This is a genomic window from Pseudomonas sp. GW823-FHT06B06 (assembly GCF_058795195.1).
Window position 1 is genome coordinate 1 of the sequence record NZ_JBXAHO010000039.1, and the last position, 19,883, is coordinate 19,883.

Genomic DNA, 19,883 nt, shown 5'->3' on the forward strand with positions numbered 1-19,883 from the left:
CTGAAGGCTGCCCAAGGCAGCCTTCAGCTATGAAACATGTTTACCGGACACTAGTGACGCAGAGCGTGGGAACGATCATTCGCTACGATGGGCCCCGCCGAAATTGGACGACCTCCCCGCCATCAATCGTTAGGCAACGGCATCTGGTCATCATCAGGAATACCATCACCTTTGCTGGGGTCGTGCCAGCCCTGCGGATGTTCAGTCGGCACCACCGTCGGCCGCGCCAGCGGATCGCGCAGCGGACTGTCCGGGTCCATCACCGGATCCATGTCCTTCTCGGGAGTAGTCGGTACGGTTTCCGGACGTTCGTCGTTGAAGCTCGAATCGGTAGACATACGCACCTCCAAAAGAACTAGGGTTTGAGATTACCCAATGGATCGTAGGGTTTGGCCGGAGCCTTGGAGTTGTCACCCGGCTTCACATCCCTCGGGGCCTTGGCTGGCCCGATTGGATCGACCGCCGGATCGGCAAGGTCCGGGGAGTCGGGATCGAACCCCAACTCATCGCCAGACGAATGCTCGGATGAGTGAGGGCCGTCGGGGGTATTGGAATGTGCCATGACACCTCCTGATAGCCCGGGAAAATCCGGGCCTTTTAGATAAGAGGTTGGCAACGGCCGCAGGTGCCCGGCGAGTGACGAACGGGCTTACTGCGCGACCAGCGCTTTCTTCGCCTTGGCGGCAGCCTGTTCCTGGCCCGCTTGGGCAAGATCGTTGGCTGCCTTGAGCCAACGCTGCTGATCGACCTGAGCGGGCAGCTGGGTCGGATTCTGAATCAACACGGCCCATCCGCCGGCGTCCTTGAACGCTGATTCGAACGAACCAAACCCCATCATCAGCCGCTGATCCATACCTGCACGTAGCAAGACGGTCTGCTTCTGACGGTTGTATCCACTCAAAATCGCGTAGCGCGGTTCGGCCCAGAGCGCCGTGCCTTCGGTGAAGCGCACCATCACCGGGTAACCGGCCGCGACCTGGGTCAGCAAGGCGGGCAGATTGCTGTCAAGGGGATAAACCACCATCCCGTACTCGCGGGCGAGGTTCTGCATGTTCTGTTGCAACTGCGCCTCACCGCCCGGCAGATGCAAAGGCTTGTCGAGTAAGCCAGGGGTGATCACGATGCCCTGTTGCGACAGCATGCTCGCCAAGACTTGCGGCCCGCTTTGATTGGCCACACCCTTGTAGAACCGGCCGCTGAGTTCGACACGCTCCGGCAGACGCTTGATCTGCGGCGAAACGCTCCCGGCGCACCCCGCCAAACTGGCAACACACCCCACGATCAGTGCCGCCGACAGCATTCGAGAAATTACTCGCACCATCATCTCTCTCTTATTCAGATGCCAGGCAATCGCATTCCCGGCTTGGCAGTCGATCATAGGGCGCCGCACTGCAGCGGTATAGCCTTAATCGGCAGTTGATCGTCTTCGATAGAGCAAACTGGTTGGTGATAGCCGACCTTTGGTCAATAGCCTGAAACACGCCAGCGACTAGACTGTCACTTGCATGGCGTGTGCGCCCGCAGCAGGGCGAAGAGGAGGCCTCGATGAGCCTGGCAATGACGATCGTAATGTTGATTTCTGGATGGTTGGCGGTAGCGGCCGCCATGTTATGGGGCGTTCTGCGCATCACCCGCCGGCACCATCATCCTGTCGAGCCGGCACCTCTGGCGAAAACCGAAAAAGCCAGCGCATCACACGTCACTGTCCACTGAACGCCCCCTGCTCACCCAAAAAATCAGTAAAAAAAAAACGGCCGCCTGGAATCCAGGCGGCCGCTTTATGTCAGCGAGGTTCAAGCCTCAGCGGTAACCCGCTTCTGCCGAGCCCGGCGGGACATCATGTTCAGCACCTCGATCGCTGCCGAGAACGCCATCGCCGCATAAACGTAGCCCTTCGGTACGTGGGCGCCGAAGCCTTCGGCGATCAGCGTCATGCCGATCATGATCAGGAAGCCCAGCGCCAGCATGACGACTGTCGGGTTGTCATTGATGAACTTGGCCAACGGATCAGCCGCCAGCAACATCACCAGCACCGACACCACCACGGCGATGATCATGATCGGCAAATGCTCGGTCATGCCGACAGCGGTAATGATGCTGTCGATGGAGAACACCATGTCCAACATCAGGATCTGACCGATCGCAGCGGCAAAGCCCAAGGTCACGGTCGAGGTCGCCGACTTCGGATCGTCCGGCGCCGGGTCCATGCTGTGGTGGATCTCGGTGGTGGCTTTCCACAACAGGAACAAGCCGCCAGCGATCAGGATCATGTCCTTCCAGGAGAATGCGTGGCCGAAGATCTCAATGACCGGCGCGGTCAGCTGGACGATGAATGCAATGGTACTCAGCAAGCCCAGTCGCAGGATCAACGCCATGCCGATACCGATACGCCGAGCCTTCTGCCGATGCTGCTCGGGCAGTTTGTTGGTCAGGATCGAAATGAAGATCAGGTTATCGATGCCGAGCACGATTTCCATCACCACCAGGGTGGCCAGGGCGACCCAGGCAGTGGGGCTGGCGGCTAACTGTAAAAGGTATTCCATGGGTCAGTCCTGACTCGCTGTAAGACGGTTTAGATTTCCTGGGAGGACGATGCGGATTTTTCCGCCTCTTTTTCCGATGATTCTTTTTTGCTGATCAACCCACCGGTGGCATCACTGAGCGCTTGCTCGGCGGCCTTGTGGGTATCGTCGATTGCCTGTTTCGCGCTTTCGGCAGCCTTGCCCATCAACTGCTGGGCGCTTTTTTCTGCCTGGTCGCAACCGGCCAGGACCAGCAAGGAGGTGATCAAGAAGGCCGTAGCTTTGAGTTTCATGGTGTTTTTCCTCGATATAACGAACGCAGCCGAAACGATGGCCCGTTGATAGCGAGGGATTCTAGGCAATTGAATACTTCAGGAAAATTCGTATTTTTAGCGGTTATACTTCGGTTTTAACGAACTAAATAAAAATTCACCCTGTAGGAGCTGCCGCAGGCTGCGATCTTTTGATCTTGATCTTAAAAACAAGATCAAAAGATCGCAGCCTGCGGCAGCTCCTACAAAGGAACGCAGCGTGCATGCTCAACTATCGACAATTGCATTACTTCTGGGTGGTGGCCAAGACGGGCAGCATCGTGCGCGCTTGCGAGCAACTGAACCTGACGCCACAAACCATCAGCGGGCAGATCTCGCTGCTCGAACAAACCTATGGCATTGAATTGTTCCGCCGGGTGGGTCGACAGCTTGAGCTGACGGAGGCAGGCCGGCAAACCTTGCCTTACGCCGAGCAAATGTTTCAGTTGGGGGGCGAACTGGAATTGATGCTGCGCGCGCAGCCCAACGAGCAGCAGATCCTGTTTCGCGTGGGCGTGGCCGACGTGGTGCCCAAATCCATCGTCTATCGCCTGATCGCGCCGACCATGGAGTTGAGTGAGCCACTGCGCATCACCTGCCGCGAAGACAAGCTCGAACGGCTGTTGGCCGACCTGGCCATCCAGCGCCTGGACCTGGTGATCTCCGACAGCCCGATGCCCTCACACCTGGACATCAAGGGCTACAGCCAGAAACTCGGCGAATGCGGGATCAGTTTCTTCGCCACTGCCGAATTGGCGGCGCGCTATGGCCAGGATTTTCCCTGCAGCCTGCACGGCGCGCCCCTGCTGATTCCCGGGCCGGAAACCGTGGTGCGCAGCCGTTTGCAACGCTGGTTCGCCGAGCAGCAGATCCAGCCGCAGATCGTCGGCGAGTTCGACGACAGTGCCTTGATGCAGGCGTTCGGCCAATCCGGCAGCGGAATCTTCATCGGCCCGAGCGTGATCGCCAACGAAGTGCAGCGCCAATACGGCGTGCAAGTGATTGGCCAGACCGACGCGGTCAGCGAGTCGTTCTACGCCATTTCAGTGGAGCGCAAGGTCAAGCACCCTGGCATTGTCGCCATTACCGAAGGTGCCCGACGCGAGTTGTTTACCGAACTGTAAAGCCTCAGGCGCAGACTTCCCGGGGCTTGAACGTCATCAGGGCGATGGCCAGCAGGATTGAGGCGAGGATAAAAGCCGCTGCCGCGAAGCCAAGGCCTTGCAGCCCTACGCTGTCGATCACCCGCCCGCCGATCATCGCGCCCAGGCCAATACCCAGGTTGGCTCCAGCAATGTTCAGCGAGGCGGCGAACGCCGGCGCTTCAGGCGCGGCCTTCATCAGGCGCACGTGACTGACCAGGAACATCGCCGCCTGGGTCACGCCCCAAATGCCCATCGCCGCGGCCAGACCAAAGGGCGAATGAATGTTCGGCACCAATGCCACCAGGCCGGCAATCATGAACGCACAGAACATCATCGACGCCATCAGCGGGTGACGATCCACCGCACGACCGCCCAGCGAGTTGCCGATCAACCCGACCGCGCCGAAGCCCATCAGGCACCAGCCAACCACGGTGCCGTTGAACCCGGCCAGGCGCTCAAGGATATCGGCCAGATAGGTGTAGGCCGTGAACATGCCACTGAACACAATCACCGACAGCAACACATGACCCAGCATCAGCGGGCTGCGCAGGATCTTCAATTGCGACAGCAAACTCACCTGATGCTGGTGCAGGTTGGTTTTCGGCAAGTAGATAAACAGCAGCAGTGCCTTGGCAAAGGCGATGACCGCCAGAATGGCGAAAGCACTGCGCCAGCCGAACGCATCGGAAATCAACGTGCCCACGGGAATGCCGAACACCGTGGCACAGACTATGCCAAAGCCGATCTTGGCGATGGCGCGGCCGGCGTAATCGGGACCGACGATGTCCACCGCGGTCTCACTGGCCAGCGCCCAGAACACCGGCAACCCCAGCGCTGGAATCAACCGGGCAAGCGCCATGACCCAGATGTTCGGCGCCAGTGCCGCCAGGGTGTTGGCCAGGCCAAACATGATCAACACCGAGATAAACAGCTTGCGCCGCTCGAAGCGGGCGAAGTACGCCGTGAGGAATGGTCCGAATGCGGCGACAGTGAAGGCGAACAGGGTGACCAGCAAACCAGCTTGCGGGATGCTGACGTCCAGGTCCCGGGCAATGGCCGGTAACAGGCCGACGATAACGAATTCCGTGGTCAGCACCGTGAAGCCGGCGGCAGACAACAGAAGAATGGGCAACAGCATGCAAAACTCCAGAAAACGACAACACCAGCGATAGCCCGAAGGCCCACTGGCAGACATGAAAATGAGGATGGCGAATATTAACAGAGTGATTGCGCACGCGGTTGCACGAACCTGCAAATCGCGTCGCTTAGTCGAGCGGCAGTTCGTCACAGGCCTGAAGGATTCTTCCTACGCTGTGATAAAGTCCGCGCCCTGCAAAACGTACACCCAGCGCTCATCGACCTTTCATGACGTCGATAGCGCGACCCTCTTCGGTTTCCTGCCTGAAGCTGCTCTGCAGCAGCGGTGAAACCTTGCACTTATAAAAATCCGAGATGCCGTTTTATGACTGCTTCAGCCCCTTCTTTATTGCAACGCTTGAAACGCCTGAGCCTGGTCACGCAAATCGTGATCGGCCTGATCGCCGGTATCGCCCTGGCCTCGTTCGCGCCTGAAGCGGCGAAATCCACGGCGTTCATCGGCAAAGTCTTCGTCAGCGCGCTCAAGGCGGTCGCGCCGATTCTGGTGTTCGTGTTGGTCATGGCATCGATCGCCAACCATAAGCACGGCCAGGAAACCCATATCCGGCCAATTCTGTTCTTGTACCTGCTGGGGACTTTCGCTGCCGCCGTGGTCGCGGTGGTTGCCAGCATGATGTTCCCGTCCAGCCTGGTGCTGTCGACCCATGACGTTGCAGTGTCCGCGCCGGGCGGAATTGGTGAAGTGCTGCAAAGCCTGCTGCTGAGCGTGGTCGACAATCCGGTCAGCGCCTTGATGAACGCCAATTTCATCGGCATCCTGGCGTGGGCCATCGGCATGGGCATCGCCATTCGCCATGCCGGCGACACCACCCGTGAAGTGCTGGGCGACTTGTCCAACGGCGTGACGGTGATCGTGCGCCTGGTGATCTGCTTCGCGCCGCTGGGGATCTTCGGCCTGGTGGCCTCGACCCTGGCTACCTCCGGTTTCGGCGCCTTGATCGGCTACGCGCAACTGCTGGCCGTACTGCTCGGCTGCATGCTGTTCGTGGCGTTGGTAATGAACCCGCTCATCGTGTTCTGGAAACTGCGCCGCAACCCGTATCCGCTGGTGCTGACCTGCCTGCGCGAAAGCGGCATAACCGCGTTCTTCACCCGCAGCTCGGCGGCGAACATTCCGGTCAACCTGGAACTGAGCAAGCGCCTGGGCTTGCACGAAGACACCTATTCAGTGTCGATCCCGCTCGGCGCCACCATCAACATGGCCGGCGCGGCGATCACCATCACCGTGCTGACCCTGGCAGCCGTGCACACCCTGGGCATCGCCGTGGACATCCCGACCGCCATCCTGCTGAGCGTCGTTGCGGCAATCTGCGCCTGTGGCGCCTCGGGCGTGGCCGGTGGTTCGTTGCTGCTGATCCCGCTGGCGTGCAGCCTGTTTGGCATCCCGAGCGAAATCGCCATGCAGGTGGTGGCGGTCGGCTTCATCATTGGCGTGCTGCAGGACTCGGCCGAGACTGCGCTGAACTCGTCTACCGATGTGCTGTTCACCGCGGCTGCTTGCCTGGGCGAAGAACAGAAAGTCCAAAGATTGGCGTAACGCTGCAGACTCTGTGGGAGCGGGCTTGCTCGCGAAGGGGTCGTCAGCTTCAACATTAACGTTGCCTGACACACCGACTTCGCGAGCAAGCCCGCTCCCACAGGTCCGGTGGTGAGCATGAAAAATGATCGCCCACGAAAAAGCCCGCCCAGGCGCAAACCTGGGCGGGCTTTTTTGCAGCTGGACGGTTTAGAACGCGCCCATGTAGTCGCGCTTGCCCACTTCCACGCCGTTATGACGCAGCAGCGCATAGGCGGTGGTGACGTGGAAGAAGAACTGCGGCAGGCCGTAGGTCAGCAGGTAAGCCTGGCCGGAGAAACGCTTCTCCTTCGGCGTGCCCGGACGGGTCACGATCTCGATGCCTTCCTTGCCGTTGATCTGCTCGGGCGTGAACTCGCCGATGTAGGCCAGGACCTTGGCGATCAGTGCTTGCAGTTCGGCGAAGGTGGTTTCGCTGTCGTCGTATTTCGGCAGTTCGACTTCAGCCAGACGGGAAGTCACGCCTTTGGCGAAATCAACGGCGATCTGCACCTGACGTACCAGTGGGAACATGTCCGGGTACAGGCGCGCTTGCAGGAAAGCGTTCGGGTCGATGTTTTTCGCAGTGGCGTGGGCCTCGGCTTTTTTCAGCACGTCGCTCAGGGCGTTGAGCATTTGCTGGAAAACAGGAACGGAGGCGTCGTACAGGGAAATAGTCATGGCAGTCTCGTGTGATGACAGGAGGAAAACGTCGGCCGATTATAGCCGTGCGCGGTCCTCCCGAGATCGCTCTTTTTGCTACTTGCCCGCACGCGCCTCCCGAGGCATGCCCAAGGCGCGCTCGGCAATGATGTTGCGCTGGATCTCGTTGCTGCCGCCATAGAGGGTGTCGGCGCGGCTGAACAGGTACAGAGACTGCAGCCGAGTCAGTTGATAAGGCGCAGCTTCGAGCAGTTCTGCCTCGGCGCCCAGTACGTCCATCGCCAGCTTGCCGAGGCTGGCATGCCAGGTCGACCAGAACAGCTTGTAGATGGTCGCCTCCTTGCGCAGCGATCCATCCTGGCTTCCCGAGAGCATGCGCAGCGAGTTGTAGCGCATGATCCGCAACCCACTCCAGGCCTCGGCCAGGCGTTGGCGCAGGATCGGATCGCGGGCAGCCCCGTTGCGCTTGGCGATGGCGATGATTTCGTTGAGTTCGTTCTGGAACTGCATCTGTTGGCCGAGGGTCGACACGCCGCGCTCGAACCCCAGCAACGCCATGGCGATTTTCCAGCCGTCGCCCGGCGCGCCGATAATATTGGCGGCGTCGGTGCGGGCGTCATCGAAGAACACTTCGTTGAACTCCGAGGTGCCGGTCAGTTGCTCGATCGGTCGCACGGTGATTGAAGCCTGGGCCATCGGGACCAGCAGGAAAGACAAACCTCGATGGCCGACGCTGCCCGGTTCAGTGCGAGCAATCACAAAGCACCAATCCGATTCATGGGCCAGGGAGGTCCAGACTTTCTGCCCGTTGATCACCCAACTGCCGGTCGCTTCGTCCAGCGTCGCGCGGGTCTTGACGTTGGCGAGGTCGGAGCCGGCCCCTGGCTCGGAATAGCCCTGGCACCAGAAGCTCGTGCCGTTGACGATCCCAGGCAGAAAACGCTGTTGCTGCTCGACCGTGCCGAATGCGGCAATAGTCGGCCCGGCCAGGCCTTCACCGATATGCCCCATGCGCCCTGGGCCGCCAGCGCGGGCGTACTCTTCGTGAAAAATCACCTGCCGCGTGATCGACAGCCCACGCCCGCCATGCTTAGGCGCCCAGCCGACGCATGTCCAGCCGCCCTCGGCCAGTTTGCGCTCCCAGGCTTTGCGCTCTTGGGGAAACATGTGCTCATCGCCAGGGCCGCCGCGAAAACGCAGGGACTCGAATTCGCCACAGAGGTTGGCGCTCATCCAGTCGACGACTTCCTGGCGAAAGCACTCGTCTTGCTCGCTGAAACTGATTTTCATGGTTGCTCTCCAAGAATCACCGCGGCGATCCGCTCGCGATGCCAGGCCGGCAGCCCGAGGAAGCTCTCGCTGGCGCGGGCGCGCTTGAAGTAGAGGTGTGGGTCATATTCCCAAGTGAAACCGACGCCGCCATGCAACTGGATCGACTCGGACGCGCAGTGGAAAAAGGTTTCCGAGCACTGCGCCTTGGCCAGCGCTGCTGCCAGCGGCAGTTCGCCCGCCACGTCGGCATCGCCCCGGGGATCAAGGGCTTCCTGAGCGACGCACGCCGCGTAGTAGCAGGCCGAACGCGCGCATTCGACTTGCAGCATCATGTCCGCTGCACGGTGTTTGAGGGCCTGGAAACTGGCGATGGGGCGACCGAACTGCTGACGCTCCTGCATGTAGGCCACGCTGAGGTCGAGCACCTGCTGCGCGCCGCCGGTCTGTTCGGCAGCCAGGCCGATGCAGGCCAGTTGCAGGACCTGCTCCAGGTGCGGCCAGCCGTTGCCGAATGTACCCAGCAGGCAGTCGGCTTCGAGGTACAGGCCCTTGAGCTCGATGCGAGCCTGGCGCCGGGTCTGGTCCATGGTCGGCAGCATTTGCCGCTCGATGCCCGCCCGCGCGGCGTCAACGGCGAACAGACTGATGCCCGCCTCGCCGGTCGATCCGGGTTGCCGTGCGGCAATGATCAAGAGGTCGGCGCCATGGCCATCCAGTACATGCTTGAGCGTGCCGTCGAGGACAAAACCGTCGCCCTCAGCCACCACCGTGGCCTGGACATCGCCGGCCGACCAGCCGTTGGCACTGCTGAACGCCAGGGTCGCGGTCAGGCTGCCGTCGGCAATCGAAGGCAACCAACGCTGCTTCTGTTCATCATTGGCGGCCAGCAATAACGCTGGCGTGGCCATGCAAGCAGTGGCGAAAAACGGCGAGCACAACAATCGCCGCCCCATCTGCTCCAGCAGGATTGCCAGCTCGACGAAGCCCAGCCCGAGGCCGCCATAGGCTTCGGGAATATGGATCGCCGGCCAACACATTTCCTGGCATAACCGCTGCCAGAGGGCCTCGTCGAAACCCCGTTCGCTGGCCATTGCCGCGCGCACGGCGGCCGAATCCGACACATCGGCGAGCAAGCCCTCGGCCGATGCGCGGATCATTTCCTGTTCGTCGCTGAATGCAAACTCCATCGCGGCGCCTTCTGCTCGTCTGGTGGGGCACGCGTGGCGCAACACCCCTTTGAACATGAAGTCTGCCGCTGTGCGGGCGCGGTGAAATCGTCAGCCTTGCCTAGTCCGAACGAGCGATGCCGTGGACAATGAAGCGCTGAACGCAGGCAAGGCTCGACTAACCTCCATCAACGAGGTCTTATAAGCCGAGAAAATCCTGACCAACCCTTAGCGAGGTTCCAGACACTGTGAGTACTGAGCAAGAAACGACTTTCGACGAACCACGCCTGAACAGCACGGAAATCCGCATTCTGGGTTCCCTGATCGAAAAACAGGCCACCAGCCCGGAAACCTACCCGCTGACCCTCAATGCCCTGGTGATTGCCTGCAATCAGAAAACCAGCCGCGAGCCGGTGATGAACCTCACCCAGGGCCAGGTTGGCCAGAGCCTGCGCGCCCTCGAAGGACGCGGCTTCGCCAGACTGGTGATGGGCAGCCGCGCCGATCGCTGGGAGCACAAGGTCGACAAGGCACTGGAACTGGTGCCAGCGCAGGTGATCCTGACCGGGCTGATGTTTCTGAGGGGACCGCAGACGGTCAACGAACTGCTGACCCGCAGCGGGCGCATGCATGATTTCGAGGATGCGGAGCAGGTCGTGCATCAGCTGGAACGCCTGATCGCCCGTGGCCTGGCAGTGCTGATCCCGCGTCAGGCCGGACAACGCGAAGATCGTTATACCCACGCACTGGGTGATCCGGCGGATATCGAAGCGATCCTCGCGGCCCGCCAAAACGCGCCGGAGCGTGGTGCTGGCGGCGCGGTATCGGTTGAACGAATCGAGGAGCTCGAAGCACGAATTGCCGCGCTGGAAGAGCGCTTGGCACGCCTCGAATAAAGGGGCGAGCCTTTGCGGGCGGCAATTGCGGCTGCCCGTCAATCAATAGGCAAGGCTGCTGCGGGCAAACTCCACGGCTTTTTGAAACTGCTCATCGGTCGGGCGCACACCGGTATAAAGCACGAATTGCTCCAGTGCCTGGATCGCAATCACTTCGAGCCCGGTGATGACATGTTTGCCCTCGGTACGAGCGCGCACGATCAGCGGAGTTTCCGCAGGAACCGCGACGACATCGAAGACGATATCCGCAGCCGCAATGGCATGGGCATCGAACGCCAACTGCTCGGCATGTGGGCCGGTCATGCCGATGGGCGTGACGTTGATGAGCATTTGCGGACGTTGCTCACCGAGCTCGGCTTGCCACGGGTAACCCAGCGACTGGGCCAATGCCTGGCCCGCGCGCTCATTACGCGCCACGATCAGGCCATCGCGGTAACCGCCATCGCGCAAGGCGCTGGCCACTGCCTTGGCCATGCCGCCACTGCCAAGCAACGCAAACGTGGTGTCCTTGGACACCTGGTGGGTCTGCAGCAACTGGGCAATGGCGATGTAGTCGGTATTGAAGGCCTTGAGATGGCCGTCGGTATTGACGATGGTGTTGATCGACTGGATGGCTGCGGCAGAAGGGTCCAGTTCATCGACCAGGGCTATGCAGGCTTCCTTGAACGGCATCGATACACCGCAACCCCGAATTCCCAGGGCGCGAATGCCGCCGACGGCGCCCGGCAGATCCTGACTGGAAAACGCCTTGTAGTAGAAATTCAGCCCCAACTGCTCATACAGGTGATTGTGAAATCGCAGGCCAAAGTTCCCAGGGCGTCCGGAGAGGGACATGCACAGCTGGGTGTCTCTGTTGGGGTTCATCTGCATATGAATCTCCTTGTGCTGCACTTTCGGATGGAAGGGATTAGCCTGCCCATCGGGTTCTGATCAATCATATTTGCGTGCACTGGCGGACGCCGCATGACCGTAAGGATGACGACACAGACCTTACACAAAATTTACCCGGCGGCTGTGCTGTTTTTTTAAAAAAAGCTGTCTTAGAAGTATCCCCGCGACATTCCTTGAGTCTATTGCAGACACAAGCGCCGGGGCGAAGCACCGAGGAGTCATCATGATCCGTAGAATCCCCACAGTGGCTTTGCTGATCGGCGCCCTCGCGGTCGCAGGCCAAGCAGAGGCCCATGGCGGTGGCGGTTGGGAAGGTCCGGCGGTATTTGGCGCGATCGTCGGCTCTGCCATCGTTGGCTCGGCAATCATCAACAGCAACCGGCCTGTGTACGTGACGCCGCAACCGGTCTACGCCCAGCCGGTTTATGCGCAACCGCAGCCGGTGTACATGGCGCCGCCCCCACCGGTCTACTACCAACCCGCACCGGTGTATGTGGGGCAACCGATCTACTACCGCCCGGCACCGGTCTATTACGGCCCACCCCGTGGTTACTACGGCCCACCTCGCGGCTACTACGGTCCGCCCCACGGCTACGGCCGCTGGTAATCCCGCGCGCGCAATCCGCCGTTCGTCGTCACAGGTCTGGAAAGATCCTGTCGGTGTCGTTCTCGGGACAGTGTCGACCGGTGAAGTCGGCAAGATTGACTCGCCCTTCCCTTTTGCGCCAGCAACAGCAATAACGGCGCCTGCAACGGGTCAATAACAACAAGGACGAGCTCATGCCCACGCAAAACCCGCACCGCATCAATGGCCTGTGCACTTGCAGCAAGGTCTACAACGCCCTGACGGAACTCAAGCAGCTCGAAGGTCATCGCAGCGCCAAGTTCCTTTCGCTACTGACGCAGAACCTGGTGAGAAAGGGACTGCTCAGCGAGCAGGAAGTGGTTCATATGCTCGACCAGGTGGTCGTCTGAGCGTCAGCCGGTGGGCTGACCTCACTGGCATCAATGACCACTATTGAAAACGTTGATTTTCCCTCGACGCACCCGGACCGTAAGGTGACTCCACAGATTGATGGAGGTCCCTATGATGTCTCAGATTCAGATCATGTCCGTTATCGGCAGCGCCGTTCCCGCACCGCTCAGAGCGCTTGGGTTGCTCGCCTGCTGGTACCTGGTCCAGGACGGCGAACAAATCAGCGGCCCGCTGACCTCACTACCGGACGCCCAGGCGTTGTCCCTGCAAATCGGCACGGGACAGCCGGGCAAGCTCAGTGCCTAAGGCAGCTGAACCCGCGGTTTGGTCTCGATGAAAATGGCCCAGCTCGACATGAACAGGGCCGCGATCAACGGACCGATGACAAACCCGTTGAGCCCGAACAGCGCCAGGCCGCCCAGGGTCGAGATCAGGATCATGTAGTCCGGCATCTTCGTGTCCTTGCCCACCAGGATCGGGCGCAGCACGTTATCCACCAGGCCGATTACGAATACCCCGAACAACCCCAGCACCACGCCTTGCCAGACTGCGCCGGTCAACAGGAAAAACGCCGCCACCGGCGCCCAGACAATCCCTGCCCCAACTGCTGGCAACAAGGACAGAAGCGCCATCAACACCGCCCAGACCAGCGCGCTCGGAATGTCGAGAAACCAGAAAATCATTCCGCCCAATGCACCCTGGGTAATCGCTACCAATAGGTTGCCCTTCACCGTGGCTCGCACCACGCGGTTGAACTTGAGCTGCAAACGGCGTTTCTGGTGTTCTTCCAATGGCACGGCCATGCGTACCTTGCGCGCGAGTTCAGCGCCGTCGCGCAGGAAGAAAAACAACAGGTAGAGCATGATGAAAAAGCTGACGATGAACTCGAATGTACCCTGGCCAAGACTGAACACCCGATTAGTCACCTCGCCGCCTGCCATCGCGCTCTTGACGATTTTCTCCCGAAGCCCGTTCAACTCTCCCACGCCGAACCGATCGAGCAAATGCTGGAAATACGGTGGCAAGTGATGCTTGAACTGCGTTACATACGCGGCAATGTCCAGCTCACCGCTCTCGATACTCTTGTACAGCGCCGTCCCTTCCTGAACCAGCAGGAAGCTGATGATGATCACCGGCAGGATCGCAATCACCAGGCAGATGCTTAACGTACAGAACGACGTCAGGTTGCGCTCCCAGCCGAACTTGAGCTGCAGCCGGCGCTGCATGGGCGCAAAGACAATCCCCAGGATCACCGCCCAGAACACCGCACCGTAGAATGGCAGCAGGATCCAGATGAACGCGATGCTCACCAACACCAGCAAAACCGCCAGCGATTTATCTTTTAGCGTCTCTTCGTTCATATCCGATCCTGGCCAGTCACCGGGCGCAACGTTGCGCCCTGATGCTTAGGCCATCACAGCGAGCGCGAGTGCCGTACGTTGTTCAAAAAGCATCGGAGGAAGGCGCCCAGGGGACCAATGGTGAAAATCCGGGCAAAAAAAAGGGGAGCACATGCCCCCCCGAGGTTTAAAGCGTTGTATCGCGGCCGTTAACTCAGCCTTCGATCTCGATCAGGATCTCGCCCGGGTTCACCCGGTCGCCCTTGGCCACGTGAATGGCGGTGACTTTGCCGGCGATGGCGGCCTGGACTTCGGTTTCCATCTTCATCGCTTCGGTGATCAGCACAGCCTGGCCCGCCTTGACACTGTCGCCTTCCTTGACCAGCACATCGACGATGTTGCCCGGCATGGTGGTGCTGACGTGGCCCGGTGCGCTGGCCTGCTTGCGCTTGCTGCTACCACCGCCGACGAATTCGTTGAGCGGCTCGAACACCACTTCTTCCGGCATGCCGTCGATGGACAGGTAGAAGTGACGCTTGCCTTCAGCCTTGACGCCCACACCGGTGATGTCGACGCGGTAGGTTTCGCCGTGGACGTCGATGACGAACTCGGTCGGCACGCCTTCGCCGCCAGCCGAAGCGACGCCGCCAGCTTCCGGAATCGGCAACAGCACTTCCGGGGTCAGGGTGCCCGCTGCACGCTCTTCGAGGAACTTGCGCCCGATGTCCGGGAACATGGCGTAGGTCAGCACGTCTTCTTCAGACTTGGCCAGGGCACCGATGTCGGCACGTAGCTTGGCCATTTCCGGCTTGAGCAGGTCGGCTGGGCGCACGTCGATCACTTCTTCGCTGCCGATAGCCTGGCGACGCAGTTGCTCGTTCACCGGGGCCGGCGCCTTGCCGTAGCCACCTTGCAGGTACAGCTTCACTTCGTTGGTGATGGTCTTGTAGCGCTCGCCGGCCAGCACGTTGAAAAACGCCTGGGTGCCGACGATTTGCGAAGTCGGGGTCACCAGTGGCGGGAAGCCGAGGTCTTCGCGAACCCGCGGGATCTCTGCCAGCACTTCGCTCATGCGGTTCAGTGCGCCCTGCTCTTTCAACTGGTTGGCCAGGTTGGAAATCATCCCGCCCGGCACCTGGTTGACTTGAACACGGGTGTCGACCGCGGTGAATTCGCTTTCGAACTGGTGGTACTTCTTGCGCACGGCGTAGAAGTACAGGCCGATTTCCTGGATCAGCTCGAGATTCAGGCCGGTGTCGTACTCGGTGCCCTTGAGGGCCGCGACCATCGACTCGGTGCCTGGGTGGCTGGTACCGGAGGCAAAGCTGGAGATTGCGGTGTCGATGTGGTCGGCGCCGTTTTCAATCGCCTTGAGCTGGCACATGGTTGCCAGGCCGGCGGTGTCGTGCGAGTGAATGAACACTGGCAGCGATTGCTCGGCCTTCAGCGCCCTGACCAGTTCGCCGGTGGCGTAGGGGGTCAGCAAACCAGCCATGTCCTTGATCGCCACCGAGTCGCAACCCATGGCTTCCATTTGCTTGGCCTGTGCCACGAACGCGTCGATGGTGTGCACCGGACTGGTGGTGTAGGCGATGGTGCCCTGGGCGTGCTTGCCGGCGGCTTTCACCGCTTCGATGGCGGTACGCAGGTTACGCACGTCGTTCATGGCGTCGAAGATGCGGAACACGTCGATGCCATTGACCGCTGCCTTGGCGACGAAAGCCCTGACCACGTCGTCGCTGTAGTGGCGATAGCCCAGCAGGTTCTGGCCGCGCAGGAGCATTTGCAGGCGAGTGTTAGGCAACGCGGCGCGCAGTTGGCGCAGACGCTCCCACGGGTCTTCCTTGAGGAAGCGTACGCAGGCGTCGAACGTTGCGCCGCCCCAGCATTCCAGCGACCAATAGCCGACCTTGTCGAGCTTGTCGCAGATCGGCAGCATGTCTTCAGTGCGCATGCGGGTCGCGAGCAGCGATTGGTGGGCGTCGCGCAGGATGGTGTCGGTTACGAAAATCTTCTTGGACATTGTTCTATTCCTCACAGGCCTGCGTGGGCGGCAATGGCGGCGGCGATGGCCAGGGCCAGCTCTTCGGGTTTGCGCTTGATCGAGTAGTTGGTCAGTTCAGGGTGGCTTTCGACGAAGCTGGTGTTGAACTGGCCGCTACGGAATTCCGGGTTACGCAGGATTTCCTGGTAGTAGGCCGCGGTGGTCTTGACCCCTTGCACGCGCATGTCGTCCAGCGCGCGCAGGCCACGGTCCATCGCTTCTTCCCAGGTCAACGCCCAGACCACCAGTTTCAGGCACATGGAATCGTAGAACGGTGGAATGGTATAGCCGGTGTAGATCGCCGTATCGGTCCGTACGCCCGGGCCGCCGGGAGCGTAGTAACGGGTGATCTTGCCGAAGCTGGGCAAAAAGTTGTTTTTCGGGTCTTCGGCGTTGATCCGGAACTGCAGCGCGAAACCGCGATGCTGGATGTCTTCCTGTTTCACCGAGAGCGGCAGGCCGGATGCAATGCGGATTTGCTCGCGGACGATGTCGATACCGGTGATTTCTTCGGTGATGGTGTGTTCCACCTGCACCCGGGTGTTCATTTCCATGAAGTACACCTCGCCCTCGGCGAGCAGGAACTCCACGGTACCGGCGTTCTCGTAACCCACGGCCTTGGCTGCGCGCACCGACAGGTCGCCGATGTAGGCGCGCTGTTCCGGGGTCAGTTGCGGGCTCGGCGCGATTTCGATGAGCTTCTGGTTGCGGCGCTGGATCGAGCAGTCACGCTCGAACAGGTGCACCACGTTGCCAAAGCTGTCGCCGAGGATCTGCGCTTCGATGTGCTTGGGGTTGACGATGCACTTTTCCAGGAACACTTCCGCGGAACCGAACGCCTTGGTGGCTTCGGAAATGACGCGCGGGAACGCCTGTTCAAGTTCTTCACGGCTGTTGCAGCGACGGATACCGCGACCGCCACCACCGGAGGTAGCCTTGAGCATCACCGGGTAGCCGATACGGTCACCCTCGGTCAGGGCTTCTTCGATGCCCGAAACGTTGCCTTCGGTACCCGGGGTGACCGGGACACCCGCCTTGATCATGCTGCGGCGAGCTTCGGTCTTGTCACCCATCCGGCGAATGACTTCAGCCGATGGACCGATGAATTTGATCCCGCGTTCGGCGCAGATGTCGGCCAGTTCAGCGTTTTCCGAGAGGAATCCGTACCCAGGGTGCAAGGCATCGCAACCGGTTTCCACCGCCAGGTTCACCAGCTTGCGCGGGTTCAGGTAACCGGCCAGTGGCTCGGCACCAATACTGTGGGCCTCATCCGCACGTTTGACATGCAGGGCATGGCGATCGGCGTCGGAATAGATCGCGACCGAGCGAATGCCCATTTCGGCACAAGCGCGTACGATTCGTACGGCAATTTCACCGCGGTTGGCGATCAGGATCTTTTTTATCACTTGGAGTTTCCCTTGATCCGGTGGTACCCACGACCTGCTAGACCAGGTCGACGAGTGACCAAATGTTTCAATTTGGTCGCACCTCCACACTAGCGCTCACAAGGGATTAACAAAAATGAATAATTATTGGGTCATGCATAAGTAAAGACTTATAGTTGACGCACCAGCCGTGGCCAGAGTGTTCAAAAAATGCGTAAGTCCTTGATGCGAATGACATTACGTCAATTGCAGATCTTCAACGAAGTCTGTGACCTGAGGTCCTACAGCCGGGCAGCCGACGAAATGTCCCTCACGCAACCGGCCGTCAGCCTGCAGATTCGTCAACTTGAAGAGCTGGTTGGCCAGCCCCTGTTCGATTATGTCGGCAAAAAACTCTACATGACCGAGGCCGCAGAAGCGCTGCAACGAGCGAGCCGGGACATTTTCGGGCGCCTGGAAAACCTCGACATGCAACTGTCGGACATGCAGGGCTCCTTGCAAGGCCAACTAAAACTGGCGGTGGAATCGAGCGCCAAGTATTTCGTACCGCATCTGTTTGCCGCCTTCAAGCGCCAGCATCCGGAAGTGAATCTGCAACTGACGGTGGTCAATCGCGCCCAGGTGATTCGGCGACTGTCGGACAACCGCGACGACCTGGTGATCATGTCCATGGTGCCGCAGGACATGGGGCTGGAGTTCCTGCCGTTCTTGAACAATCCGATCGTTGCTGTGGCACCGCCGGACCACCCGCTGTGCCATCAGGGGCCTTTGCGCCTGCAGGATCTTGAGCCTTACACCTTGCTGATGCGCGAGGTGGGTTCGGGCACGCGATTGGCCTGCGAGGAATACTTCAAGGAGAAACGTGTGCACTTCAACCAGACCCAGGAGGTCTCCTCGGCCGAAGCTCAGCGCGAATGTGTGCTGGCGGGCCTGGGCGTGGCTCTGTTGACGCGCCACGCCCTGAACCTTGAATTGGCCACCGGCGGCTTGATCGAGTTGCCGATCGAAGAACTGCCGCTCTACCGCAGCTGGTGCCTGGTACAGGCCAAGGCCAAACGCCTGTCACCGGTGGCTCACGCCTTCCTTGCGTTCATTCGAAGCGAAAGAATTCAGATCAGCGCGCTGGTTGAGCGCTTCGACGGGAAGCTGTCGCGGCCGCCTGCCAGTAATTGAGCTCAAGGTCGCCAGTAAAATCGGCGATCTCGGCCAGCAGCTGACGCTGCTCACAACGATCTTCGATCGCACGGCGAAACGCCATGCGGCGCCGGTCTTCCTGCTGGCGACGGGTTTTGACGACACTGTTGCGTTCTTCGTAGGGCTGGGCCATTTGAGTTCTCCCAAGTCGAATACGGGAGTTTCAAGATAGGCGCGAGGGATGACGGTTTGGCGGCGGGTCGGTGACAGAGAGATGAACAATCAAAAGATCGCAGCCTGCGGCAGCTCCTACAGGGATTTGTGAACACCTGTAGGAGCTGCCGCAGGCTGCGATCTTTTGACCTTAGTCGTCCAGCGCTTTCACCGACTTGGGTGACAGGCGCAAGCTGCGCAGGCTGCGCTTGACGCTCTTGAGGTGGTTGACCAGGCTCGGCCCCCGGGCCATGGCCACGCCCATGGCCAACACATCGATCACCACCAGGTGGGCAATGCGCGAGGTCAGCGGCGTATAGATTTCGGTGTCTTCGTGCACGTCGATGGCCAGGTTGACGGTCGACAGTTCAGCCAAAGGCGTCTGGCTAGGGCACAAGGTGATCAATGAGGCGCCGCTCTCACGCACCAGGTTGGCGGTGATCAACAAATCCTTGGAGCGGCCGGACTGCGAAATGCAAATCGCCACGTCGCTTGGTTTCAGGGTAACCGCCGACATCGCCTGCATGTGCGGATCGGAATACGCCGCCGCCGTGAGCAGCAAGCGGAAGAACTTGTGCTGCGCATCCGCCGCCACCGCACCAGAGGCGCCGAAACCATAGAATTCGACGCGCTGGGCCTGGGACATGAGTGTCACCGCACGCTGCAACTCCAGCGGATCGAGCTTCTCGCGAACCTCCATCAGCGTGTGCAGGGTGGTGTCGAAAATCTTCAGGCTGTAGTCCGCTACCGAATCGTCCTCATGGATCGCGAACTGCCCGAAACTCGCGCCCGCCGCCAGGCTCTGGGCCAGCTTCAGCTTCAAGTCCTGGAAACCCGAGCAACCGATGGCGCGGCAAAAGCGCACGATGGTCGGCTCACTGATCCCCACGCTGTGGGCCAGGTCCGCCATGGAACTGTGCATCACGGCCGCAGGATCAAGCAAAACGTGATCGGCGACCTTGAGCTCCGACTTGCGTAACAGGTGGCGAGACTGGGCGATGTGTTGCAGCAGATTCAAAGGGCTGGACTCTTTTTTATTTGGCAGGCGCCGGGGATGTAGCACGCTTGTAGTTATACTACATGAATCGCCTTTTTGCCTGCTCAATAAGTAACTGAATTGTCTTCGTCACACCCTGTTTTGGCGGGATGGGCTTTATGTAGCAGCGGATCCGGCCTTTGCCACCCAGGATTTTTTGCGAAAAAAAGCCCGCA

General features: G+C 60.2%; 23 protein-coding genes. 8 read left to right on the forward strand and 15 right to left on the reverse strand.

The window, feature by feature from the left end:
• Positions 1–122: 122 nt before the first annotated feature.
• From AC1Q8Q_RS26155 to AC1Q8Q_RS26165, 3 genes are all read right to left on the reverse strand, one after another.
• Entirely contained in the window at positions 123–338 is a 216-nt protein-coding gene (locus tag AC1Q8Q_RS26155) for a hypothetical protein (RefSeq protein ID WP_020800925.1), read from the reverse strand.
• A 17-nt stretch (positions 339–355) separates the two neighbouring features.
• Complete coding sequence (locus AC1Q8Q_RS26160; RefSeq protein ID WP_020800926.1) at positions 356–562, reverse strand: DUF6021 family protein; 207 nt, start codon at positions 560–562, stop codon at positions 356–358.
• An 87-nt stretch (positions 563–649) separates the two neighbouring features.
• Positions 650–1,378, reverse strand: a complete 729-nt coding sequence (locus AC1Q8Q_RS26165) for a peptidase C39 family protein (protein ID WP_492615707.1) — start codon at positions 1,376–1,378, stop codon at positions 650–652.
• A 167-nt stretch (positions 1,379–1,545) separates the two neighbouring features.
• Between AC1Q8Q_RS26165 and AC1Q8Q_RS26170 the strand changes: the two genes are divergently transcribed.
• A complete protein-coding gene (locus AC1Q8Q_RS26170; protein ID WP_492615708.1) occupies positions 1,546–1,713 on the forward strand; it encodes a hypothetical protein in 168 nt (55 codons plus the stop codon).
• An 80-nt stretch (positions 1,714–1,793) separates the two neighbouring features.
• On the opposite strand, the gene AC1Q8Q_RS26175 is transcribed toward AC1Q8Q_RS26170, so the two are convergent.
• Positions 1,794–2,543, reverse strand: coding sequence for a TerC family protein (locus AC1Q8Q_RS26175; RefSeq protein WP_020800929.1), 750 nt, complete (start codon positions 2,541–2,543; stop codon positions 1,794–1,796).
• A 29-nt stretch (positions 2,544–2,572) separates the two neighbouring features.
• A complete protein-coding gene (locus AC1Q8Q_RS26180) occupies positions 2,573–2,815 on the reverse strand; it encodes a hypothetical protein (RefSeq protein WP_020800930.1) in 243 nt (80 codons plus the stop codon).
• A gap of 242 nt (positions 2,816–3,057) precedes the next feature.
• On the opposite strand from AC1Q8Q_RS26180, the gene nhaR reads away from it, so the two are divergent.
• Positions 3,058–3,957, forward strand: coding sequence for a transcriptional activator NhaR (gene nhaR / locus AC1Q8Q_RS26185; protein ID WP_492615709.1), 900 nt, complete (start codon positions 3,058–3,060; stop codon positions 3,955–3,957).
• A gap of 4 nt (positions 3,958–3,961) precedes the next feature.
• On the opposite strand, the gene AC1Q8Q_RS26190 is transcribed toward nhaR, so the two are convergent.
• A complete protein-coding gene (locus AC1Q8Q_RS26190; protein ID WP_168758597.1) occupies positions 3,962–5,116 on the reverse strand; it encodes an MFS transporter in 1,155 nt (384 codons plus the stop codon).
• Positions 5,117–5,440: 324 nt separating this feature from the next.
• Here AC1Q8Q_RS26190 and sstT point away from each other — a divergent pair, with 324 nt between their 5' ends.
• A complete protein-coding gene (gene sstT / locus AC1Q8Q_RS26195) occupies positions 5,441–6,673 on the forward strand; it encodes a serine/threonine transporter SstT (protein ID WP_020800436.1) in 1,233 nt (410 codons plus the stop codon).
• A 189-nt stretch (positions 6,674–6,862) separates the two neighbouring features.
• On the opposite strand, the gene AC1Q8Q_RS26200 is transcribed toward sstT, so the two are convergent.
• The 3 genes from AC1Q8Q_RS26200 to AC1Q8Q_RS26210 all read right to left on the reverse strand — a co-directional run bounded on the left by AC1Q8Q_RS26200 (position 6,863) and on the right by AC1Q8Q_RS26210 (position 9,813).
• Complete coding sequence (locus AC1Q8Q_RS26200) at positions 6,863–7,372, reverse strand: DUF1993 domain-containing protein (RefSeq protein WP_020800435.1); 510 nt, start codon at positions 7,370–7,372, stop codon at positions 6,863–6,865.
• Positions 7,373–7,450: 78 nt separating this feature from the next.
• Positions 7,451–8,644: an acyl-CoA dehydrogenase family protein gene (locus AC1Q8Q_RS26205; RefSeq protein WP_492615710.1), complete on the reverse strand. Its 1,194-nt coding sequence runs from the start codon at positions 8,642–8,644 to the stop codon at positions 7,451–7,453.
• A complete protein-coding gene (locus AC1Q8Q_RS26210; RefSeq protein WP_168758598.1) occupies positions 8,641–9,813 on the reverse strand; it encodes an acyl-CoA dehydrogenase family protein in 1,173 nt (390 codons plus the stop codon). The genes AC1Q8Q_RS26205 and AC1Q8Q_RS26210 overlap by 4 nt, the downstream gene beginning before the upstream one ends.
• Before the next feature lie 227 nt (positions 9,814–10,040).
• Between AC1Q8Q_RS26210 and AC1Q8Q_RS26215 the strand changes: the two genes are divergently transcribed.
• The gene (locus tag AC1Q8Q_RS26215) at positions 10,041–10,688 is read left to right on the forward strand and encodes a YceH family protein (protein WP_020800432.1); all 648 of its coding nucleotides are present in this window, start codon (positions 10,041–10,043) and stop codon (positions 10,686–10,688) included.
• Positions 10,689–10,730: 42 nt separating this feature from the next.
• Here the strand turns inward: AC1Q8Q_RS26215 and AC1Q8Q_RS26220 are convergent, their stop codons facing one another.
• A complete protein-coding gene (locus AC1Q8Q_RS26220; RefSeq protein WP_020800431.1) occupies positions 10,731–11,558 on the reverse strand; it encodes a shikimate 5-dehydrogenase in 828 nt (275 codons plus the stop codon).
• Positions 11,559–11,802: 244 nt separating this feature from the next.
• Here AC1Q8Q_RS26220 and AC1Q8Q_RS26225 point away from each other — a divergent pair, with 244 nt between their 5' ends.
• The 3 genes from AC1Q8Q_RS26225 (at position 11,803) to AC1Q8Q_RS26235 (ending at position 12,861) form a co-directional block, all read left to right on the forward strand.
• Positions 11,803–12,186, forward strand: coding sequence for a hypothetical protein (locus AC1Q8Q_RS26225; protein WP_020800430.1), 384 nt, complete (start codon positions 11,803–11,805; stop codon positions 12,184–12,186).
• Between the two features lie 173 nt (positions 12,187–12,359).
• A complete protein-coding gene (locus AC1Q8Q_RS26230) occupies positions 12,360–12,554 on the forward strand; it encodes a hypothetical protein (RefSeq protein WP_020800429.1) in 195 nt (64 codons plus the stop codon).
• Positions 12,555–12,669: 115 nt separating this feature from the next.
• The gene (locus AC1Q8Q_RS26235) at positions 12,670–12,861 is read left to right on the forward strand and encodes a hypothetical protein (RefSeq protein WP_032831464.1); all 192 of its coding nucleotides are present in this window, start codon (positions 12,670–12,672) and stop codon (positions 12,859–12,861) included.
• Here the strand turns inward: AC1Q8Q_RS26235 and AC1Q8Q_RS26240 are convergent.
• From AC1Q8Q_RS26240 to AC1Q8Q_RS26250, 3 genes are all read right to left on the reverse strand, one after another.
• On the reverse strand, positions 12,858–13,916 hold the full coding sequence (locus AC1Q8Q_RS26240; protein ID WP_020800428.1) for an AI-2E family transporter: 1,059 nt from the start codon (positions 13,914–13,916) through the stop codon (positions 12,858–12,860). The two genes, AC1Q8Q_RS26235 and AC1Q8Q_RS26240, sit on opposite strands and share 4 nt — an antisense overlap.
• 193 nt (positions 13,917–14,109) lie before the next feature.
• A complete protein-coding gene (oadA, locus tag AC1Q8Q_RS26245) occupies positions 14,110–15,918 on the reverse strand; it encodes a sodium-extruding oxaloacetate decarboxylase subunit alpha (protein WP_020800427.1) in 1,809 nt (602 codons plus the stop codon).
• A gap of 11 nt (positions 15,919–15,929) precedes the next feature.
• Positions 15,930–17,345 (reverse strand): acetyl-CoA carboxylase biotin carboxylase subunit, encoded by a 1,416-nt coding sequence (locus tag AC1Q8Q_RS26250; protein WP_008056950.1) that lies wholly within the window; start codon positions 17,343–17,345, stop codon positions 15,930–15,932.
• A gap of 189 nt (positions 17,346–17,534) precedes the next feature.
• On the opposite strand from AC1Q8Q_RS26250, the gene AC1Q8Q_RS26255 reads away from it, so the two are divergent.
• Positions 17,535–18,497: a LysR family transcriptional regulator gene (locus tag AC1Q8Q_RS26255; RefSeq protein ID WP_033042890.1), complete on the forward strand. Its 963-nt coding sequence runs from the start codon at positions 17,535–17,537 to the stop codon at positions 18,495–18,497.
• Here AC1Q8Q_RS26255 and AC1Q8Q_RS26260 read toward each other — a convergent pair.
• Together AC1Q8Q_RS26260 and hexR are read right to left on the reverse strand one after the other, a co-directional pair.
• Positions 18,439–18,651, reverse strand: a complete 213-nt coding sequence (locus AC1Q8Q_RS26260) for a PA3496 family putative envelope integrity protein (RefSeq protein WP_033042891.1) — start codon at positions 18,649–18,651, stop codon at positions 18,439–18,441. The genes AC1Q8Q_RS26255 and AC1Q8Q_RS26260 overlap by 59 nt on opposite strands.
• A gap of 171 nt (positions 18,652–18,822) precedes the next feature.
• Entirely contained in the window at positions 18,823–19,689 is an 867-nt protein-coding gene (gene hexR / locus AC1Q8Q_RS26265; RefSeq protein ID WP_008056956.1) for a transcriptional regulator HexR, read from the reverse strand.
• Between the last annotated feature and the right edge of the window lie 194 nt (positions 19,690–19,883).

Coding starts and splice junctions, on each gene's coding strand:
- AC1Q8Q_RS26225 (WP_020800430.1), top strand. CDS start 11,803: ATGATCCGTAGAATCCCCACAGTGGCTTTGCTGATCGGCGCCCTCGCG.
- AC1Q8Q_RS26200 (WP_020800435.1), bottom strand. CDS start 7,372: ATGACTATTTCCCTGTACGACGCCTCCGTTCCTGTTTTCCAGCAAATG.
- AC1Q8Q_RS26240 (WP_020800428.1), bottom strand. CDS start 13,916: ATGAACGAAGAGACGCTAAAAGATAAATCGCTGGCGGTTTTGCTGGTG.
- oadA (WP_020800427.1), bottom strand. CDS start 15,918: ATGTCCAAGAAGATTTTCGTAACCGACACCATCCTGCGCGACGCCCAC.
- AC1Q8Q_RS26155 (WP_020800925.1), bottom strand. CDS start 338: ATGTCTACCGATTCGAGCTTCAACGACGAACGTCCGGAAACCGTACCG.
- AC1Q8Q_RS26160 (WP_020800926.1), bottom strand. CDS start 562: ATGGCACATTCCAATACCCCCGACGGCCCTCACTCATCCGAGCATTCG.
- AC1Q8Q_RS26210 (WP_168758598.1), bottom strand. CDS start 9,813: ATGGAGTTTGCATTCAGCGACGAACAGGAAATGATCCGCGCATCGGCC.
- AC1Q8Q_RS26190 (WP_168758597.1), bottom strand. CDS start 5,116: ATGCTGTTGCCCATTCTTCTGTTGTCTGCCGCCGGCTTCACGGTGCTG.
- AC1Q8Q_RS26230 (WP_020800429.1), top strand. CDS start 12,360: ATGCCCACGCAAAACCCGCACCGCATCAATGGCCTGTGCACTTGCAGC.
- AC1Q8Q_RS26260 (WP_033042891.1), bottom strand. CDS start 18,651: ATGGCCCAGCCCTACGAAGAACGCAACAGTGTCGTCAAAACCCGTCGC.
- AC1Q8Q_RS26220 (WP_020800431.1), bottom strand. CDS start 11,558: ATGCAGATGAACCCCAACAGAGACACCCAGCTGTGCATGTCCCTCTCC.
- nhaR (WP_492615709.1), top strand. CDS start 3,058: ATGCTCAACTATCGACAATTGCATTACTTCTGGGTGGTGGCCAAGACG.
- AC1Q8Q_RS26180 (WP_020800930.1), bottom strand. CDS start 2,815: ATGAAACTCAAAGCTACGGCCTTCTTGATCACCTCCTTGCTGGTCCTG.
- AC1Q8Q_RS26175 (WP_020800929.1), bottom strand. CDS start 2,543: ATGGAATACCTTTTACAGTTAGCCGCCAGCCCCACTGCCTGGGTCGCC.
- AC1Q8Q_RS26255 (WP_033042890.1), top strand. CDS start 17,535: ATGCGTAAGTCCTTGATGCGAATGACATTACGTCAATTGCAGATCTTC.
- AC1Q8Q_RS26170 (WP_492615708.1), top strand. CDS start 1,546: ATGAGCCTGGCAATGACGATCGTAATGTTGATTTCTGGATGGTTGGCG.
- AC1Q8Q_RS26205 (WP_492615710.1), bottom strand. CDS start 8,644: ATGAAAATCAGTTTCAGCGAGCAAGACGAGTGCTTTCGCCAGGAAGTC.
- AC1Q8Q_RS26165 (WP_492615707.1), bottom strand. CDS start 1,378: ATGATCGACTGCCAAGCCGGGAATGCGATTGCCTGGCATCTGAATAAG.
- sstT (WP_020800436.1), top strand. CDS start 5,441: ATGACTGCTTCAGCCCCTTCTTTATTGCAACGCTTGAAACGCCTGAGC.
- AC1Q8Q_RS26235 (WP_032831464.1), top strand. CDS start 12,670: ATGTCTCAGATTCAGATCATGTCCGTTATCGGCAGCGCCGTTCCCGCA.